The sequence below is a fragment of the Halovivax asiaticus JCM 14624 genome, assembly GCF_000337515.1.
Classification (GTDB): domain Archaea; phylum Halobacteriota; class Halobacteria; order Halobacteriales; family Natrialbaceae; genus Halovivax; species Halovivax asiaticus.
The window spans coordinates 207,490-223,409 of record NZ_AOIQ01000017.1 but is presented as its reverse complement, the minus strand read 5'-3'; the positions used below and the strand labels follow the sequence as shown (position 1 = coordinate 223,409).

Annotated in this window: 13 protein-coding genes and 1 tRNA gene; 4 read left to right on the top strand and 10 right to left on the bottom strand. The window is 62.7% G+C overall.

Features of this window, described 5'->3' with window-relative positions; genetic code table 11:
* Positions 1-22: 22 nt before the first annotated feature.
* Both C479_RS11315 and C479_RS11310 read right to left on the bottom strand, forming a co-directional pair.
* Complete coding sequence (locus C479_RS11315; RefSeq protein WP_007702474.1) at positions 23-256, bottom strand: hypothetical protein; 234 nt, start codon at positions 254-256, stop codon at positions 23-25.
* A gap of 445 nt (positions 257-701) precedes the next feature.
* Positions 702-1,148: a DUF7344 domain-containing protein gene (locus C479_RS11310; RefSeq protein WP_007702473.1), complete on the bottom strand. Its 447-nt coding sequence runs from the start codon at positions 1,146-1,148 to the stop codon at positions 702-704.
* Between the two features lie 184 nt (positions 1,149-1,332).
* On the opposite strand from C479_RS11310, the gene C479_RS11305 reads away from it, so the two are divergent.
* Positions 1,333-1,406, top strand: a tRNA-Phe gene (locus tag C479_RS11305).
* 613 nt (positions 1,407-2,019) lie between these two features.
* Here C479_RS11305 and C479_RS11300 read toward each other — a convergent pair.
* The 3 genes from C479_RS11300 to C479_RS11290 form a co-directional block, all read right to left on the bottom strand.
* Positions 2,020-2,226, bottom strand: a complete 207-nt coding sequence (locus C479_RS11300; RefSeq protein ID WP_007702471.1) for a hypothetical protein — start codon at positions 2,224-2,226, stop codon at positions 2,020-2,022.
* Positions 2,216-2,833, bottom strand: coding sequence for a type II toxin-antitoxin system death-on-curing family toxin (locus tag C479_RS11295; protein ID WP_007702469.1), 618 nt, complete (start codon positions 2,831-2,833; stop codon positions 2,216-2,218). The genes C479_RS11300 and C479_RS11295 overlap by 11 nt, the downstream gene beginning before the upstream one ends.
* 217 nt (positions 2,834-3,050) lie before the next feature.
* Positions 3,051-3,692: a hypothetical protein gene (locus tag C479_RS11290; protein ID WP_007702467.1), complete on the bottom strand. Its 642-nt coding sequence runs from the start codon at positions 3,690-3,692 to the stop codon at positions 3,051-3,053.
* Positions 3,693-3,934: 242 nt separating this feature from the next.
* Here C479_RS11290 and C479_RS11285 point away from each other — a divergent pair, with 242 nt between their 5' ends.
* On the top strand, positions 3,935-4,471 hold the full coding sequence (locus C479_RS11285) for a hypothetical protein (RefSeq protein ID WP_049907254.1): 537 nt from the start codon (positions 3,935-3,937) through the stop codon (positions 4,469-4,471).
* Between the two features lie 286 nt (positions 4,472-4,757).
* On the opposite strand, the gene C479_RS11280 is transcribed toward C479_RS11285, so the two are convergent.
* The 3 genes from C479_RS11280 to C479_RS11270 all read right to left on the bottom strand — a co-directional run bounded on the left by C479_RS11280 (position 4,758) and on the right by C479_RS11270 (position 10,242).
* The gene (locus C479_RS11280) at positions 4,758-6,104 is read right to left on the bottom strand and encodes a PQQ-dependent sugar dehydrogenase (protein ID WP_007702453.1); all 1,347 of its coding nucleotides are present in this window, start codon (positions 6,102-6,104) and stop codon (positions 4,758-4,760) included.
* A 95-nt stretch (positions 6,105-6,199) separates the two neighbouring features.
* Complete coding sequence (locus C479_RS11275; RefSeq protein WP_049907253.1) at positions 6,200-8,380, bottom strand: beta-glucosidase; 2,181 nt, start codon at positions 8,378-8,380, stop codon at positions 6,200-6,202.
* Between the two features lie 176 nt (positions 8,381-8,556).
* Positions 8,557-10,242: a multicopper oxidase family protein gene (locus C479_RS11270; protein ID WP_152415883.1), complete on the bottom strand. Its 1,686-nt coding sequence runs from the start codon at positions 10,240-10,242 to the stop codon at positions 8,557-8,559.
* A gap of 284 nt (positions 10,243-10,526) precedes the next feature.
* Here C479_RS11270 and C479_RS11265 point away from each other — a divergent pair, with 284 nt between their 5' ends.
* Positions 10,527-12,368, top strand: a complete 1,842-nt coding sequence (locus tag C479_RS11265) for a formate/nitrite transporter family protein (protein ID WP_007702444.1) — start codon at positions 10,527-10,529, stop codon at positions 12,366-12,368.
* A gap of 119 nt (positions 12,369-12,487) precedes the next feature.
* Entirely contained in the window at positions 12,488-13,600 is a 1,113-nt protein-coding gene (locus C479_RS11260) for an acyltransferase (protein ID WP_007702441.1), read from the top strand.
* A gap of 48 nt (positions 13,601-13,648) precedes the next feature.
* Here C479_RS11260 and C479_RS11255 read toward each other — a convergent pair whose 3' ends face one another.
* Both C479_RS11255 and C479_RS11250 read right to left on the bottom strand, forming a co-directional pair.
* Positions 13,649-14,704 (bottom strand): Glu/Leu/Phe/Val dehydrogenase family protein, encoded by a 1,056-nt coding sequence (locus C479_RS11255; protein ID WP_007702439.1) that lies wholly within the window; start codon positions 14,702-14,704, stop codon positions 13,649-13,651.
* Positions 14,705-14,843: 139 nt separating this feature from the next.
* The gene (locus tag C479_RS11250) at positions 14,844-15,776 is read right to left on the bottom strand and encodes a hypothetical protein (RefSeq protein ID WP_007702436.1); all 933 of its coding nucleotides are present in this window, start codon (positions 15,774-15,776) and stop codon (positions 14,844-14,846) included.
* Positions 15,777-15,920 lie beyond the last annotated feature (144 nt).

Genomic DNA, 15,920 nt, shown 5'->3' with positions numbered 1-15,920 from the left:
GCGTGGGTCCACGACGGATCGATCACTCCTCCTCCTCCTCCTCGTCGTCCGACTCCGTGTTTCGAACGTGAATCCGGAGGCGATCGGCGATTTCGATCGTCGCGAGCGTGCCGCCGAAGTAGACGAGCAGGAGGATGCCGGTACCGACGAAGACGACGGTCGGCTGGGCGTTCTTCAACACGACGAACGCGCCGAACGCGAGCGTCAGCACGGCGAACAGTCGCGCATCGGTTCTCGTGGGATCGTCGGAAGGCATGGGTTTGGGGTCGCAGGGAGTGGGATTGGTGCAATGGGGCCGATGCAGGTGGTGTCAGTTCGTGTGAGGGTTCCAGCGTGGGTGACGGGGGCGGCTGCGGGTGAACGTGCTATCGCGACCGTAAGCGGACGGGTGGTCCGTGGCCACGGCGAGGCGGGGGTGGTATCGTGTGATTGCGTTTTTCTACGAGGTGTTACGATATCTCCGCGCATGTACGCGTGGAGCGTCTCCACAGTCCAACACAGTGGGTCGGCGGTAATGAGTGGCACCGACGCCCTTCCAGTACTGCCCGAATCGGCAGTTGTGGCGTAATCCGTCCGTAGCGAAGCAACGCGGGCCCACGAGAGTTTCCAATACCCATTTCCGAAGCTTCAGACAGAGTGGATCGTTCGAAGACGAGTCGGATACTGACGGTCCGCGGCGGACAACGCCACTCCAAGCGCCGTTAGTGCGTCAACCGAGAGACGTTCTCCCGGATCGAACGGAAGAATCCGTCGCCGGAGTGCGAATCGAGTGCACGCTGAAGGGTCGAGTTCTCGGGTTCGTCACGAATGACGACTTCGAGATAGGGTTCGAGCTGTTCGTAGTTCTCCGCGAGGATGACCGAGTGGTCGTTGGTATCGTGGTCGACGACGCCTGCCTCGGCGAGTTTCGGCACGTGGCACTGGACCGACGAGACGTACACGCTCTTGTAATCGTTCTTTGCCACTTCGTCAGGTGGGACGTCGTGTTCCCAGCCCGCGACGGTTTCGGCCAGACGGGACAGTTCGATGGGGTCCGTTCGCCCCCTGAGTGCGTAGAGAAGATACCGGCGACGGCGGTTTGCCAGTAACTCGAGGATAGTATCCGCCGTCAGTGTGCCGGAATCCGCTTCTTCGGTAAGCGGTGCCATAACAATGTCTTACCCACTCGCGGGCAAAAGTGTGTCTTGAATATCAGCGAGGAAAATACACGTGATACGGATACTCTCGGCGGGTCACTGAACACGATCTCGATCGTACTCACCGCGTACCACCGACCCCCTCGCCGACGCCATTCGAAATCCTTTTTTGTGCTATCGACGGAGAACAGTACAGGCCGCCTTAGCTCAGACTGGGAGAGCACTCGACTGAAGATCGAGCTGTCCCCGGTTCAAATCCGGGAGGCGGCATTTTCCTGCGAACAACGCGAACGAGCGTAGCGAGTGAGCAGTGAAAATGCTCCCGCCGGTTTGAACCCTGGAAGTCGCAGCGCCGAGCGAAGCGAGGCGACCATCTTCCTTCGGTTCAAATCTGGGAGGCGGCATGTTTCAAATCCGTGAGCGTAGCGAGCGGGTGTAGAAACTGCCGCCGGACAGATTCTGAACCAGACGAGTCGCAGCCCGCGCAGCGGAGCGAGCAGGAACGTATCGGCGAGGTTCAAATCCGGGAGGCGGCATACTTTTGCGGCGAGCGACACCGCGAGCCGCAAATATGTGATCCGAGCGGATTTGAACGAGACCGGAAAGGCGCAGCGAAGCGAGCATTTCCGGGCGTGGTTCACAATCCGGGAGGCGGCACTTCTATTGCGGATAGACGGGGAATCGGGTCTGAGAGCGGCAGATCACCTGAAATGGCCGATCGAATTTGTATGAGACGAACTGGGTGCAGGGGTTCAAATTGGGATGCGGTCGGTTCGTATGAGATACTGCCGCTCTAAGCGGAGTTCAGTTGACGGGCTCTCACAAGAATACGTCTGGGGGCGAAGTCGAGAGAGAGGCGTGTTGCGCCGCAGCAGAAAAACGGCTATTCGTCTGCGAGTGCGTCGTAAACGTCCCGGTGCTCGTCACGTCCTTTTTTCGCTAGCGACCGAAGAATATCTCGGCGAGCGTCGTGCAGTATCGCTTCCGGCGGTTCTTCGCCGTGTTCCTCTACGTATCGCTCACGGAAGTCCGCTAGCAGCGTCTCGAGTAGATTCTCCTTGCCGTTAAAAGCGGCTTCGTCAGCTGCCATTCTCCTGTGTGCCTTTGTCCTCGTCGATGTTAACGGTTCCGTCGTATATCGTTGTGAGTCCCCACCCCTCCCGAACACGCGCCTCGTCGTAGTCGTCGGATAGATACTCATCAGGGTCAACATCTAGATACTGAATGAGTGCGGCGACGAGAAGAACACCGAGAGCGGTCCAGGGGTCGATGTCCTCTTCAATATCGATTGGCGCCGCCTGATCGGACAAATAGAGAGGGCCGATAGAACGATCGATTAGCGATTCTCTTACGGAAAGTAATTTGAGCATCGAACGGATGTCCTCTCCGTAACTTAGTTCGTATCCGTTGACGAGATAGAAGAGTTCGGTGGTATTGAGGGCAGTCCGCTTGTTACCGTCGACGAACCAGTGATTCGACGCAAGTAACCGCATCAGGTGAAACGCCTTTTCGTGGATCGTATTCGGGACCTCACCGAAGTGACCGTGTTTGACGTAATTGATCGCAAATTCGATTCGGTCCGGGTTGGTTACGCCAGGGCTAGCCTCACCGTCTTCGGAGACAATGTCTTCATGGAGCAGCAGGATATCGTCGACTGATGGATACCACAATTCATCTTCGTTATTGTCCGTCGACATCAGGCAGTGGGAAGTATGGGAGAAGGTTGTGTAAGTACTCCGGTATTGCCCGTACTCCACAGTTCAAATCCGAGAAGCACCACATCCGTAATTCTACCCGGTGAGCGGAGCAAGCCGCGTGAAAACTCGGTGGGCTATCTGGCGCGGCGAGTACCGAAATCGAGGGCCTGAGCAGCACGCATCAAGAGCGCTCCCAGCTGGATCAGTACACGGGCTGTCACCATGGAACTCGAAGCCCGATCGAGTGAGAGTCGTCGACGATGTCGTATCCGTGCGCCGCGTATAGCCGATCGATCGTCGATCCCAAGAGCGTCATCATGACGAGGGACAGAGCATGAACGGCGGTTCGCTCGGCTGTCAAGGCGACCCACGTCCCGGCTTCGGCTGATTCGACCGAAGCGCGTGCTGTGACGATCGAGCGCCCATCCCGTGAGATCGTCAGTACGATCGTCTCGTCCGGTTGCTCCGTCGCGACCAGTCGATACTGTTTCGACGTGAGGCCGAGGGGCCCGTTGCGCCGGAAGTGGATTGCTCCAGCGTCCGCGTCTGTTTCGATCTGGGCGGCGTCCGTGAGCCACAGCGACGTCAGTGGGTTCTCGACCGACGAGAGTTCGTCGCGAACCGCCGCGACTGACTCGTCGGTTCGTGCTCGCATGTTTCCTGTCAGCGTGAATAGCGGGGCATGGATCAGCAGATGGCCAGCCAGGGCGACAGCGATCGCGATCGGGTACCCAAACAATCGCAGGAGACCGAGGAAGGCGATGATCAGCAGCGCAAGATAGCCATATAGGAATCGATTGAACGAGCGCATCGCATCGGCCGTGGCAGTTGCAGACTCCGTTTCGACGTCGCCCGTCATCGCACTGACGTTCTCGAAACGCTACTAAATAGGTTCGGTCTGTTGACGAGTGGGAAATCCTCGAGAGGGGTTCTGTTGCAAACCGCGACCAAAGTGAGTCTGAACCTGCCCTCACCGGATTTGAACTAGACCGAGTTTCTGTGAGCGAAGCGAGCACCCCGAACTGTCTTGGCGGAGCGTAAATTTCCGGACGCTGCACAGGAAGGGCACAGAGATATTTCCGTTCTCGGTCTGCAAACCCTATGAGACTGGGCCATGTGACCGTGCTGGAAGACTTCGGAGCGCGCTCGCTGTTAATTCACGGCATCATGGTGGTCGTCTTCGCTAATGCGATTCTGGTGGGACTGCTCGTCGAGGGCCTCGTCGGTGTCGCCACGTTCGTCGCCCTGCTCAGCTTCACTGCTGGGTTGTGGATCGCTCATTCGATCAATTCGCTTGGGAATGCCGTTAGCGAGGATGGGTACGAGGGAGTTCTGAACGAACTCGTTCCGGCTGGCGGTTCCGGGGTCGATTTCGGCCTCGGTCGGTTCGGCCGTCTGCTCGCACTCATCGCATCGGTAACGGCGATCGCGCTTCTCACCTCCGCACAGGTGTTGTCCGGACCGGTCGTCGCCATCGTTGTCGTGGCTATCGGCGCCGTTGCGGTGGTGACCGCCATTGTCGGGTTCCTCATCGCGCTCGGACACTCGTACGACGCTTCCCAAGATCGAACGATGGCAGCGATCGAACGGAATCAATCTGCGTCAGACACCGACGAGGAGACGGTAAGCGACAGGTAGGACGGGACAGCCAACGGCTACATGGTATCCCGGTCGCCGTATCGAACTGCGGGATATCGTCGGTTCGAACTCGGCAAACGGCAGTTCTCGCGGCGAGTAAAATGGCGAGTAGCAAACCGTCGGTTGGCAGTCTGTCTCCCAACAGCCGCGCCCATACAGAGCCTAGCTCCGGCCAGCGTGAAACCGGCAGATGCGAACGACGAGGCCGTGAACGCGTGTGAGGGCATCGTGGTGTAGATCGCCCATCGATAGCGGAGTGAACCGACGAGTAGCGACGGCCCTCGCGTCACATTGCAGGGACGATGCGAAAGAGCCCACCGGCCTCGGAGCCGGTTCCGAGGACGTACACCTCGCCTCGGTCGTCCCGACCGAACGAGAGGATGCGGGTGAGTGTCGCCGCGTCGTCGAGTTCGATGGCGACGGTCGACCACAGTTCGTCATCGTCGTCAGACGGCGTGGCGACGAACAGTCGCCCATCCGGGATGAAGTCACCGAAGACGTAGCGCTCGTGCAGGTCCGGAAGTGCCGACCCGCGGTAGACGTACCCGCCCATAACTGAGACGCCGCTCACCGGGCCACCCTCGTGTGGGTACTCGATGATCGGATCGACGAGCGGTTCGCCGCCCCGCACGTGGTCGGGCGTCTCGTCCGGACAGTCCTCGCCTTTGAAGCAATGCGTTCCTTCCTTCACGTTCCAGCCGTAGTTGCCACCGTTTTCGACGAGGTTCACTTCCTCGTAGCTGCTCTGGCCGACGTCTGCGACGTACAGGTCGTCGCCGTCGAACGAGAGCCGCCAGGGATTTCGAAACCCCCACGCGAAGTGTTCGTCGAGGCCCTCCCGACCGACGAGCGGGTTGTCGTCCGGGATGGCGTACCCCCGGTCGGCCTGGCCACCTCGTTCGTCGTCCGCAGCGTTCCGGTTCCCGGACGGGGGTTCGTCGACGTCCAGGCGCAAGATACTCCCCAGAAGGTTCTCGGTCACGTCCTGGCCATTGCCGCCACCGCCGGGACCGTGCCACCCCTCTTCGGGACTGGCACCGCTGTCCCCGACCGAGACGTAGAGATAGCCGTCGGGCCCGAACGCGAGATCGCCGCCGTTGTGAAGGGGACGGGGTTCCGGAATTTCGAGAACCCGCCGTTCGGTGTCGCGCGGCGCTCGCGTCCCGTCCGCGGTCACCTCGAACTCGGCCAGGACGAACGTGTGGCTGTAGTCCGCCGGCATCTCCTCGCGGAGCGGACCGCTGTAGCGGACGAACAGTCGTCGATTGTCCGCAAAGTTCGGATGCACGGCCATGCCGAGCAGTCCCTTCTCCCCCTCCGGTTCGACCGTCTCGCGAAGATCGAGGACAGGGTCGTCCTGCAGACCGTCCGAGCCGTGACGGAGGACGCGGCCGTCGCGTTCCGCGACGTACCGTGATTTCACATCGGGAACGAACGAAACGGTGAGCGGCGCGTCCAGTCCGTCGACGACCGTCTCGAGTCCGACCGCCTCGGGAACGGATTCGACCTCGGTCGGAACGGCATCCGAGTCTGTGGTGTCGAGAGAAAACTCCCCTGCACAGCCGGCGAGTCCTGTGGCGGCACCGACGGCTGCATACGTCAGGAACCGCCGCCGCCCAGCGTGTGAATCCATAGCACAGACGTATGCCAGCGAGCGGGAAATACGCCTATTCCGGCGACGATGGATGCCACACCAACCAGACTGTTCAACCGCTCCGGGAACGATCCCTATCGAATCCTGATTGGGTGACTCGCCCGGATGTCTCGTGAGGAACTGCCAGCGAGGATCGTGTACTCGCCCGGGTCGACCACCCAGTCGGCCAGCGAGTCGTCGTAGTAGGCGAAGTCGTCGGACGACAGCGTGAGTTCGACCACGGTCCGTTCACCGGGTGCGAGCGTCACCGCCTCGAACGCGCGAAGTTCTTTCGGCGGACGAGGGACGCTCGGTTCTGTCGGCGCGACGTACACCTGGACGACCTCGCGTCCGGACCGATCGCCGGTGTTCTCGACCGGGATAGCGACGGAGATCGGTCGGTCGAGGGCGGTTTCGGCAGGCGACACCGACAGTTCGCCGTAGTCGAACGTGGTGTAGGACTCGCCGTGACCGAAGGGAAACAGCGGATCGATATCGTGGGCGTCGAAGTGTCGGTAGCCGACGAAGACGCCCTCCGTGTAGGTGACAGTGGTGGCAACACCGGGGTACTGCTCGGGTGTGGAAACCGGGTAGTCGTCGAACCGCGCCCCGAACGTGATCGGCAGTTTCCCGCCGGGGTCGACGTCACCGAAGACGACATCCGCCGTCGCCAGCCCGTCTGCCATGCCCGGATACCACAGTTCGCAAATCGCCGGAACCGCCGCCACCCACGGCATCGTGACGGGGCCGCCGGTGTTGAGGATCACCGCGACGCGGTCGTTCGCCTCGGCGACGGCCGACACGACCTCGTTCTGTCTCCCGGGCAGCGCCATGTCGTATCGGTCAACGCCCTCGGTGGCGGCGTCCTGGACGAAGACCAGGACACACTCGACGGATTCGGCGACGTCGACCACCCGGTCGATACCGTTCGTCGGGTCCGCGGTGACGATCCGCACGTCCGCGCCCAGTCGGGCTTCGATCCCTGCGAGCGGACTCACGGTGTAGGGTGGAGAGACAGCGGAGGAGCCACCGCCACCGACCGTCGCCGTGTCGATTGCATCGCCGATGACTGCGATGGATTCGACCCGATCGGGGTCGATCGGCAGGAGGGGATCGCCGTCACCGATCGGCTCGTTTTTCAGCAACACTGCACCGTCGGCGGCCGTCTCGCGTGCCAGTCGCTGATGTTCGGCCGTGTTCGCCACGCCGGACGGACCCACCCGCTCGCCCTGCAAGATACCGAATCGCTCCATCTGCCCGAGCGTCCGTTCGATCATCCCGTCGATGGTAGCTTCGTCGACGCTTCCCAGTGTGAGCCCCAGCCGGAGGGGAAGACCGTAGAAGAGCCCGTATGGCATCTCGAGATCCAGGCCGGCCTCGATCGAGCCGTTCAGGCTCTTGACGCCGAGGAGCCAGTCGGAGACAGTGAACCCGTCGAATCCCCACTCATTCTCCAGCACGTCGAACAGGTGCGCGTTCTCCGAGACGTAGTCACCGTTGACGCTGTTGTAGGCCGTCATCACCGCTCCGACGTCGGCTTCTTCGACGGCAGCCCGGAATGCGGGCAGGTAGAGCTCTCGGAGTGCACGCTCGCCAACCTGCGAGTCGGCCACGAAGCGCGACCCACGCTGGAGGAGCGATCTGAGGACGGGAACGTCCGAGCCGGCCCGGAAGCGAGGCTTGCCTTCCTGATTGTTCGCGACGAAGTGTTTCGCGGTCGCGATCGTGCCCGCGTCCTGAATCCCCCGGATCGTGGCCACCGCGCCGCGGGCGGCAAGGGACGGATCCTCGCCGAAGTACTCGAACGTCCGGCCGCCCGTGGGGACCCGAACGATGTTGATCGCCGGGGCGAGGAGAACGTCCTGATCCATTGTCTTCGCCTCGCGGCCCATCGCGTTCCCGACGGCGTACAGTCGATCACAGTCCCAGGTCGAGATCTGGTTCACGCCAGCCGGAAAGGCGGTCGCCGGACCGCGACGAACGCCGTGTGGCCCGTCGGTCAGTTTCAACGGTGGTATATCGAGTTCGGGAACCGGTTCGACGTAGCCCGTCTGGCGGCGGTCGAGGGGATTTCGATCGAACGCGTGACCGTGAGTGAGCGCCGTCTTCTGTCCGAGATCCATCTCGTCGATCAGGTCGGCGGGCGGTCGGTCGGTTCCCAGCTCGGGCTCTGACTCGTCACCACTCCTGAACGTGCTGGAAACGAGGGCTCCGATTGCCAGCCCAGCGGCCAGCACGGACGACAGCCGGCAGGTGGTCGCTGGCCCTCTGGTCATACCACGCGTCGTCGCCGACGTCGTCGATTACTAGGCACCACAATCTCGTCAGTAACGGCAGGTTACAACGGCGGAGGTCGGAGAGACAAAGTGGCGCACAGTCGCCCCTTACCCACCGGCCGAACGGTCGCTGGGTTCACCCACAGTCAGTTGGCTGACGACTCGTCGGTGCCCGCTTACTCGTCGCTGTCCTCGTCGACGACTTCGAGCGGCCGCATCATGGCGTTATCTTCGTGTTCCAGGTTGTGACAGTGGAACGGGTAGGTGCCCGCGTAATCGTCGAACGCGACCGTGAGTTTGACGTTCTGGTTCGGCATGACCATGACGGTGTCCTTGCCGCTTCGCTCGTTCGGACGCGGATCCTGGAACTCGTCGGCGCCGAGGTCCTTGCGCCCCTCGACCCAGAACCGGACCAGGTGGAGGTGGATCGGGTGCGATTGCATCGTGTCGTTTTTGAGTTCCCAGGTCTCGGTCGAGCCGAGCTGGGGCCTGATGGCGACGTCGTCGAACGGGCCCCGATCATTGAGCGTGTGGAACATCGGCGCTTCGTTCATGTCCATCTGCATGGTGATCTCTCGGGTCTCGACGGCGTCCGCCGGATCCGGTCGCTCGGGCGTCGGGAACTCGATCTCGTGTGGATCGCGCGACGGATCGTCGACGCGCTCGCGCGAGACGCGAAACTGCATGACTTCGTCCAAATCGGGCGCCGGACTGCTCGTGTTCGGATTGTGGTGGTCGCCGTGCGGATAGGGAAAGAGGGCGTGGTTGGTGACGGTGAACGTTTCGCCGGGGAAGTCGGCGAAGTCGATGACGACTTCCGCGCGTTCGAACGGCGAGAGCAAGAGTGTGCCGAGGTCACCGTACGGACCGACCCCGACGACATCCTCGAGGTAGCCGTGACCGGCAGAGAGTTGCGTCATCTCGGGGACCTCCTCGCTGTCGTCCGCCTCGTTTCTGAGTCGGAGTCCCCAGGTGCGTCCGTTCGACGGGTTGAGAATACGGAACCGGTATCGACGCGGTTCGACCTCCATGTACGGCCAGATAGCCCCGTTGACCGTGGCTTTCTCGCCGCCGAACATGGGGACAAACTCGTCGGGATAGTACAGTGCGCCGTCGTCGGTGAACGATCGATCGGCCAGGACGAGCGTGACATCGTACTCCCCGGTCGGGAGTTCGAGTTGCCGTTCGGACCCGTCTCGAACGAGGTACGGACCGACGACTCCAGCGTAGTTGTTCAGTCGGCTGATGGCACGCGTGTGGTCGTGGTAGGTCGTCGAGAGGCGGGGTTGTTGATTGGGGATCACTTGTACGTCTCTGCTCCGGCGAGGCCCGGTGACGCCGTCCGGTGAAACCCACATGTCCGCCTGTCCGTCTGACGCGGCCTGCACGGCGAGTCCGTGGAAGTGAATCGAGTTACGCACCTCGGGAACGGGATCGTCGTGGCCGGGGTAGTTCGCCGTCGTGGTCCCCGCGATTCGCTCGTCGACCGAAAGCAGGTGTTCGTCGGGCAACCCGTCGTTGTCCACCTCGACCGCGAGCTGAAGGCCACGAAATCCGGGGATGATCGGCCCGGGGAACTGGCCGTCGAACCCCCAGAGTGTCGTCTCCGGCAGATCGGGATGGAGCTGCTGGGTGAACTCCGTGATCTCGAGATTGTGGTACTGGCCGATCCCAACCCAGTCGTCGGGATCGCGTTCGTCGAGGATCGGCAACGGCTGTACGTACTTCTCGAGGTCCGGCCCTTCGTGGTCCTGCAAAAGATCGTCCGAATTCGACCGGCCGGCGACTCCGGCCGACGCGAGGCCGGCTAGCCCGGTGGCACCGCCAAGTTGGAGCAGCCGACGCCTGGATACCGGCCGCATCAGTGCCACCCCCGAACCGGACCCACACTGCATTCGTCGACCGACACTCGAGACGTCCGTATCGATAACTGGCTCTCTGATACCATATCGCACACAAATACAGCCAATGGAAATTAATCTTTTTATTATAGTAGTTTCAATTATCTGTTTTCGATTTTGGAGAGGGAAGTGACGGAGGAACCAGCACAAGCAGATCGGGCAACGGTGGCCTCACACGTACCCGCTCCCGAAACCGTCGGTCAGAAGACTAAACGGTTTTAGTACCCCGTCCAAATACTCCGACAATGAGTGGGGCCGACGAGACGTCCGTAACACGTGAACCCGACGGACAAGACGAATCAGACGTCCCGACCAGTGGCGAAGTCGTCCCCGAGCGGTTCTCCTCCGACGAACTGTTCCAGCGGATCATTGCCGACGCGGACCACGAGATCACCTCTGGAACGCGCGAACTATTCTTCAGCGCCGTGGCCGGCGGACTCGCGATTTCGATTACGTTTCTCGTCTACGCGTCGCTGTACCCGCAGGCCGACGGCGGGATCGCACGCGTGTTACTGTACCCGCTCGGATTCATCTACATCATCATCGGCGGCTACCAGCTCTACACGGAGAACACCCTTCCACCGGTCCTGCTGACGTTGGAGCGGCTAGCATCCGTCCCTTCGCTCTTGCGGCACTGGCTGATCGTCCTCCTCGGTAACTTCGCGGGCGGGGCGATCGGCGCCATCGTGCTCGCCTACGGCGGCGTCTTCGAGCCGCCGGCCGTCGAAGCGGCGATCACGTTCGCCAAAGACGGCATCGCCATCGCCCGATGGGACCTGTTCTTCAAGGGTGCGTTCGCCGGACTCGTCGTCGCCGGACTCGTCTGGGTCGACTTCGCGGCCCGCGATACGATCTCACGGGTCGTCCTCATCTACATCGCCTTCCTGACGATCCCCCTCGGTAACCTCTTCCACGTCGTCGTCTCCTTCACCGAGGTCGTCTTCGCGATGTTGGTCACCGACGAGGTCGCGTTCATCCCCGGAATGACCGACTTCGTGATCCCGGTCCTGCTCGGGAACACCATCGGCGGCGTCGTGCTCCTCACGCTCGTCAACTACTATCAGACGAGCGAGCACCGCCTCGAATCCGGTCGATTCGCCGACGCGAGAAAACTCTCGGTGCGAGAGTGGCTCGCCGGCGGTCTTGCCGGACGGACGTACGTCCCGGTCGTCGACACGATCGAAGAGATCGTCAGAGATGCTGACTCCTACCGCGTGCTCGTTCCGATTTCGAATCCGCGAACCGAGCGAGATCTGGTCGAACTGGCGTGTACCCTCGCCGGGTCACGCGAGTCCGGTGCGGTCCACGTGGTCCACTTCGTGCAGGCACCCGAACACGGCGCCTTCCACGGGGACCCCGAGCAGCACGATCGAATCGTCGACGCGTCTGAGCGCCAACTGGAGGCCTTCGAACCGATGGGTGAACACCACGACATCGAGTTCCAGACGTCGACGGTCGTTACGCCCCGATCCTTCGAAGACGTGTTCGACACGGCGAACCGGCTGAGTCCCGACCTCGTCCTCATGGGCTGGGGCCGGGATACGGTCTGGTCGTCGGCACGAGCCGAACGGCCGCTCGACGAACTCACCAACCAGTTGCCGACCGACTTCCTGATCGTCAGGGATCGTGGGCTCGAACCCGACGAGATCCTCCTCCCGACGGCAGGCGGACCGAACGCGGATCTCGGCGCCGAGATCGCCGGAATACTGCAGACCACCGCAGACATCGAGGTTACCCTGCTACACGTCGTCGACGGGCCGGGAGAACGCGAGGCAGGCGAGCGATTCCTTCAAAAACTGGCGGCGGACTACGATCTCACCGATCCGAATCTCGTCGTCGACACGTCCGGCGATATCGAGCGCTCGATCTGCGACGCGGCTCACGATCGAGCGATGGTCATCATCGGCGCCAGCGAGCGCGGCTTGCTCTCCCGACTCGTCACCGACTCGCTGCACCTCTCGATCCTGGACGACGTCGAGGGATCGATGCTCCTCGCCGAACGACCCTCCGAACGGACGTTCCTCGAACGGTTGATCGGCGCCGGCAGTCGCGAAAATCGACGAGAGGGAATCGGCGAGCGAGAGTGAGGCGCCGTTCGATTGGCACTCTCCGGCATCGGTCAGCCGATGAATCGGCGGTGCGTCGATGCTGCTACAGCGGCCGAGACTGGAAAGACATATAGGATTTCTGTGACTGGGGATCGATAATGAGTGAGCGGATCGCGAGTATCGACGTCGGCCGGGCCGTCGCGATCGGCTTCGTCGTCGTCCTCCACGCCGAAGTGCTTCGCGGCATGGGCGCGGCCGGCAACGCCGTCTACTTCGCGACAGACGCAGTCGGCCGGTTCGCCGTCCCGTTTTTCTTCCTGACGTCGGGGTACCTCTTCGCGACGAAGACCGAGCGAGTTTCGCGCGGTGAGTACGTCCGCTCGTACGTCGCTCGCGTGACGAGTATCTACGGGTACGCCGTGGCGATCTACCTGCCGCTCGCCGTGGTGACCGCGGGCGCGCTCGCCAGCCAGTCCGGGGCGTCGGTCGGGCGGGCGGTGATCGAGTCGCTGGCTGCAGGGCTCGACCCGCTCGGACTGGTATACTACGGCGATTCGGTCATCTACCACCTCTGGTTCCTGCCCGCACTGGTTTTCTCGATCGGTTTCCTGTACGCGTTCGTCGCGACGGGACTGACCCGCTACGCCCTGCCGATCGCCGCGTGTCTGCACGTGATCGGCCTGCTCGCCGAGAGCTACACGATGGGGCCGACGCTTTCGATCCAGGCCCGGGACGCCCTGTTCTTCGGGGCGTTCTACACGACGCTCGGCTACTGCATGCACACGTGGTCGTGGCACCCGGATCCGGACCGCCGCAATCGGTATCTGGGCCTGGCAGCCCTCGGCGCGATAGGACACCTCGCCGAACACTACGTCCTCGGGTACGTTCTCACCGACGAGACGCTCCGAACGACGGCCTACACGCCGGAGTTCAGTCTTCTGACGGTGTTTTATTCGACGGCACTGTTTTGCTACGTCCTCGCCACGCCGTCACTCGGTCGCGAGACGCCCGTGCCGACGATCGGCCGCTACGCTGTCGGGGTCTACGTCTACCACCCGATCGCGCTCTTTGCGCTCGACGGGGTCGCCGCGTTCCTCGGCGTGGCGAACGCCGGACTACTTGCCGTGATCGGTTGGGAATTGCTGGTCCCGATCGTCGCCTACGCCGTCTCGCTCGAGGGGTATCGGCGCATTGGAGCACGAGACGGGAGCAAACGTCTCCGCCGAGCCATCATCGCAGCGATACCTACACGAACGACCAGAGAGCAATAAGGCAGCCAATTCTCGGTCCGGGAACGCGATCGGCACCGCCGACGCCGATCAGTCGAACCGGGCGGGCGTCGGCCGGTCGGCGCTCTCGATTCGCTCGCGGGCGAACGCGTCCGCGGCGTCGAGGACCGTCGTTCCCTCGTCCTCGGCTCGTTCCATCATCCGGGAGAGGCGATCGCCGATGGCGGTTGCCTTCTCGAAGGCGGCGTCGCGCGTCCCACCGCGGTACTCCTCGGCGACAGTGATGAGCCCGCCGGCGTTGATGACGTAGTCGGGTGCGTACCAGATGCCGCGATCCGCCAGTTCGTCGGCGTGTCGACGTTCGGCGAGCGGGTTGTTCGCGCCGCCGGCGACGATGTCGCAGTCGAGGCGCGGGACGGTCTCGTCGTTGATGACGCCGCCGATCGCACACGGCGCGAAGACATCGCAGGGTTCGTCGTAGACGTCGTCGGGGGCGACCAGGTCGGCGTCGTGGTCCGCGAGGAACCGCTCGACGTTGTCCTCGCTCACGTCGGAGACGGTGACGGACGCGCCGCGCTCGATGAGGCCGCTCGCGAGGGCCGAGCCGACCTTGCCGAGCCCCTGGACGACGACGTCGACCCCGTCGAACGAGTCGGTGCCGTACTCGTACTCGACGGCCGCTTCGAGACCGGAGAGCACGCCCGTCGCAGTGATCGGCGACGGATCACCGAGGCCATCTTCGCGGCCGACGACGTGGTCGGTCTCGGTCGCGATGACCTCCATGTCCGCGACCGAGGAGTTGACGTCGACGGAGGTGATGTAGCGCCCGCCCATGCAGTCGACGGCCCGGCCGTAGGCTTCCAGCAACTCCGTCGTCTTCAGCGATTCGTGGTCGCCGACGATGACCGCCTTCGCCCCGCCCAGATCGAGATCGGCCGCGGCGGCCTTCTTCGTCATCGCCTTCGAGAGTCTGAGCACGTCGTCTAACGCGTCGGCTTCGGTCTCGTAATCGAGCATCCGGGTGCCACCGAGGCCCGGCCCAAGTGTCGTGTCGTGGACCGCGATGATCGCCTCCAACCCCGTCTCCGGATCGGAGAAGTACGATACCTGCTCGTGTTCCCCTTCGGCGAGCGAGTCGAATACCATACCGAACGGTTCGGGTTCTACGTGAAAACACTACTGACATGCGCCTCGCTGAGACGCGACTCACGCTCGTTACGTGCCGTTGGCAATTGTTGCGGGTCGGCGGCGAGCCGTCGGTACTACTCGCCTGTATCAGCCACACTCACCGATCGCCGTCGCCGATGGCGACGAGCTCCTCGACGTCGGGAACGTCCGCCGACGCATCGGCGATCTGGGTGAGGCGCTGTTCGTGTTTCTCCATCGCGTACGTGGCGAGTTCACCCGGCTGAAGCCCGACGGGTTCCTCGTCGGGGGCGAAGCGGTCGTCGTCGGTGATCCCCTGGACCAGCGGGAGGAGGTCGGCGACGGTCTCCTCGATCAGGGATGGCGCGATCTCGCCCATCTCGACGAGGGCTTTGAGCTGATTCATTCCGAAGCCGACGTGGCGGCCCTCGTCGCTTCGGATCCGGTCGAACCCTTCCACGAGACCGGGAAGGTGCGGTAGGTCGTCGAACTCGCCGCCGAACGACCGACTCATACCGTAGTAGCCGGTCTGGGCGAGGATGCCCTCGACGGTGAGGTGATAGTGACAGTAGGCGATCGCCCGGTTCTCGGGCGTATCGTCCTCGAGGAGTCGGTGCATGGTCCGTCGATTCCGCTCGAACAGTTCGAGGTAGGCCTCGTCGAACCACCGGTCGTCCCGCGGACTCGTCCGCTCCCAGCCGAGATAGTCCTCGACGCCCCCGACCACCGTCCGCCAGTAGCGATCGAAGAAGTCCGCGTGCTTGGCCTCCTCGTAGAGCTGCGTGGTGAGAAACAGCTGATCGTCGATATCGTCGAGGACGACGGCGAGCGGCGCCAGATCCTCTGTCACGGCGTCCTCGCCGGCACCGAACTTGGCGATACCGGTGACGATCGCGTCCAAGTCCGCCCGATCGAAGTCATCGGTTTCGTCGGCGTAAGCACGGAGGTTTGCGAGATCCGTCTCCAGATCGATCTCGGCGGGGTCCCAGTGACGCTCGACCGCGTTCCGGTAGTAGCGGTTCGATCGTGACTCGCGATCCATCGACTCCGTGGGACTGTACTCGCCGTCCATGAGCGAGCTTCGCCGGGCACACAATTAATCGTGGTGACGAACGGGCCGACCCCCAACGCGAGGAGAAAACCCGTTCTCAATTGAGAATGTTCGACGTCGACTTCGATGATTCGTCGAGCGAAACGATTCGGCGACCGTCTGCGC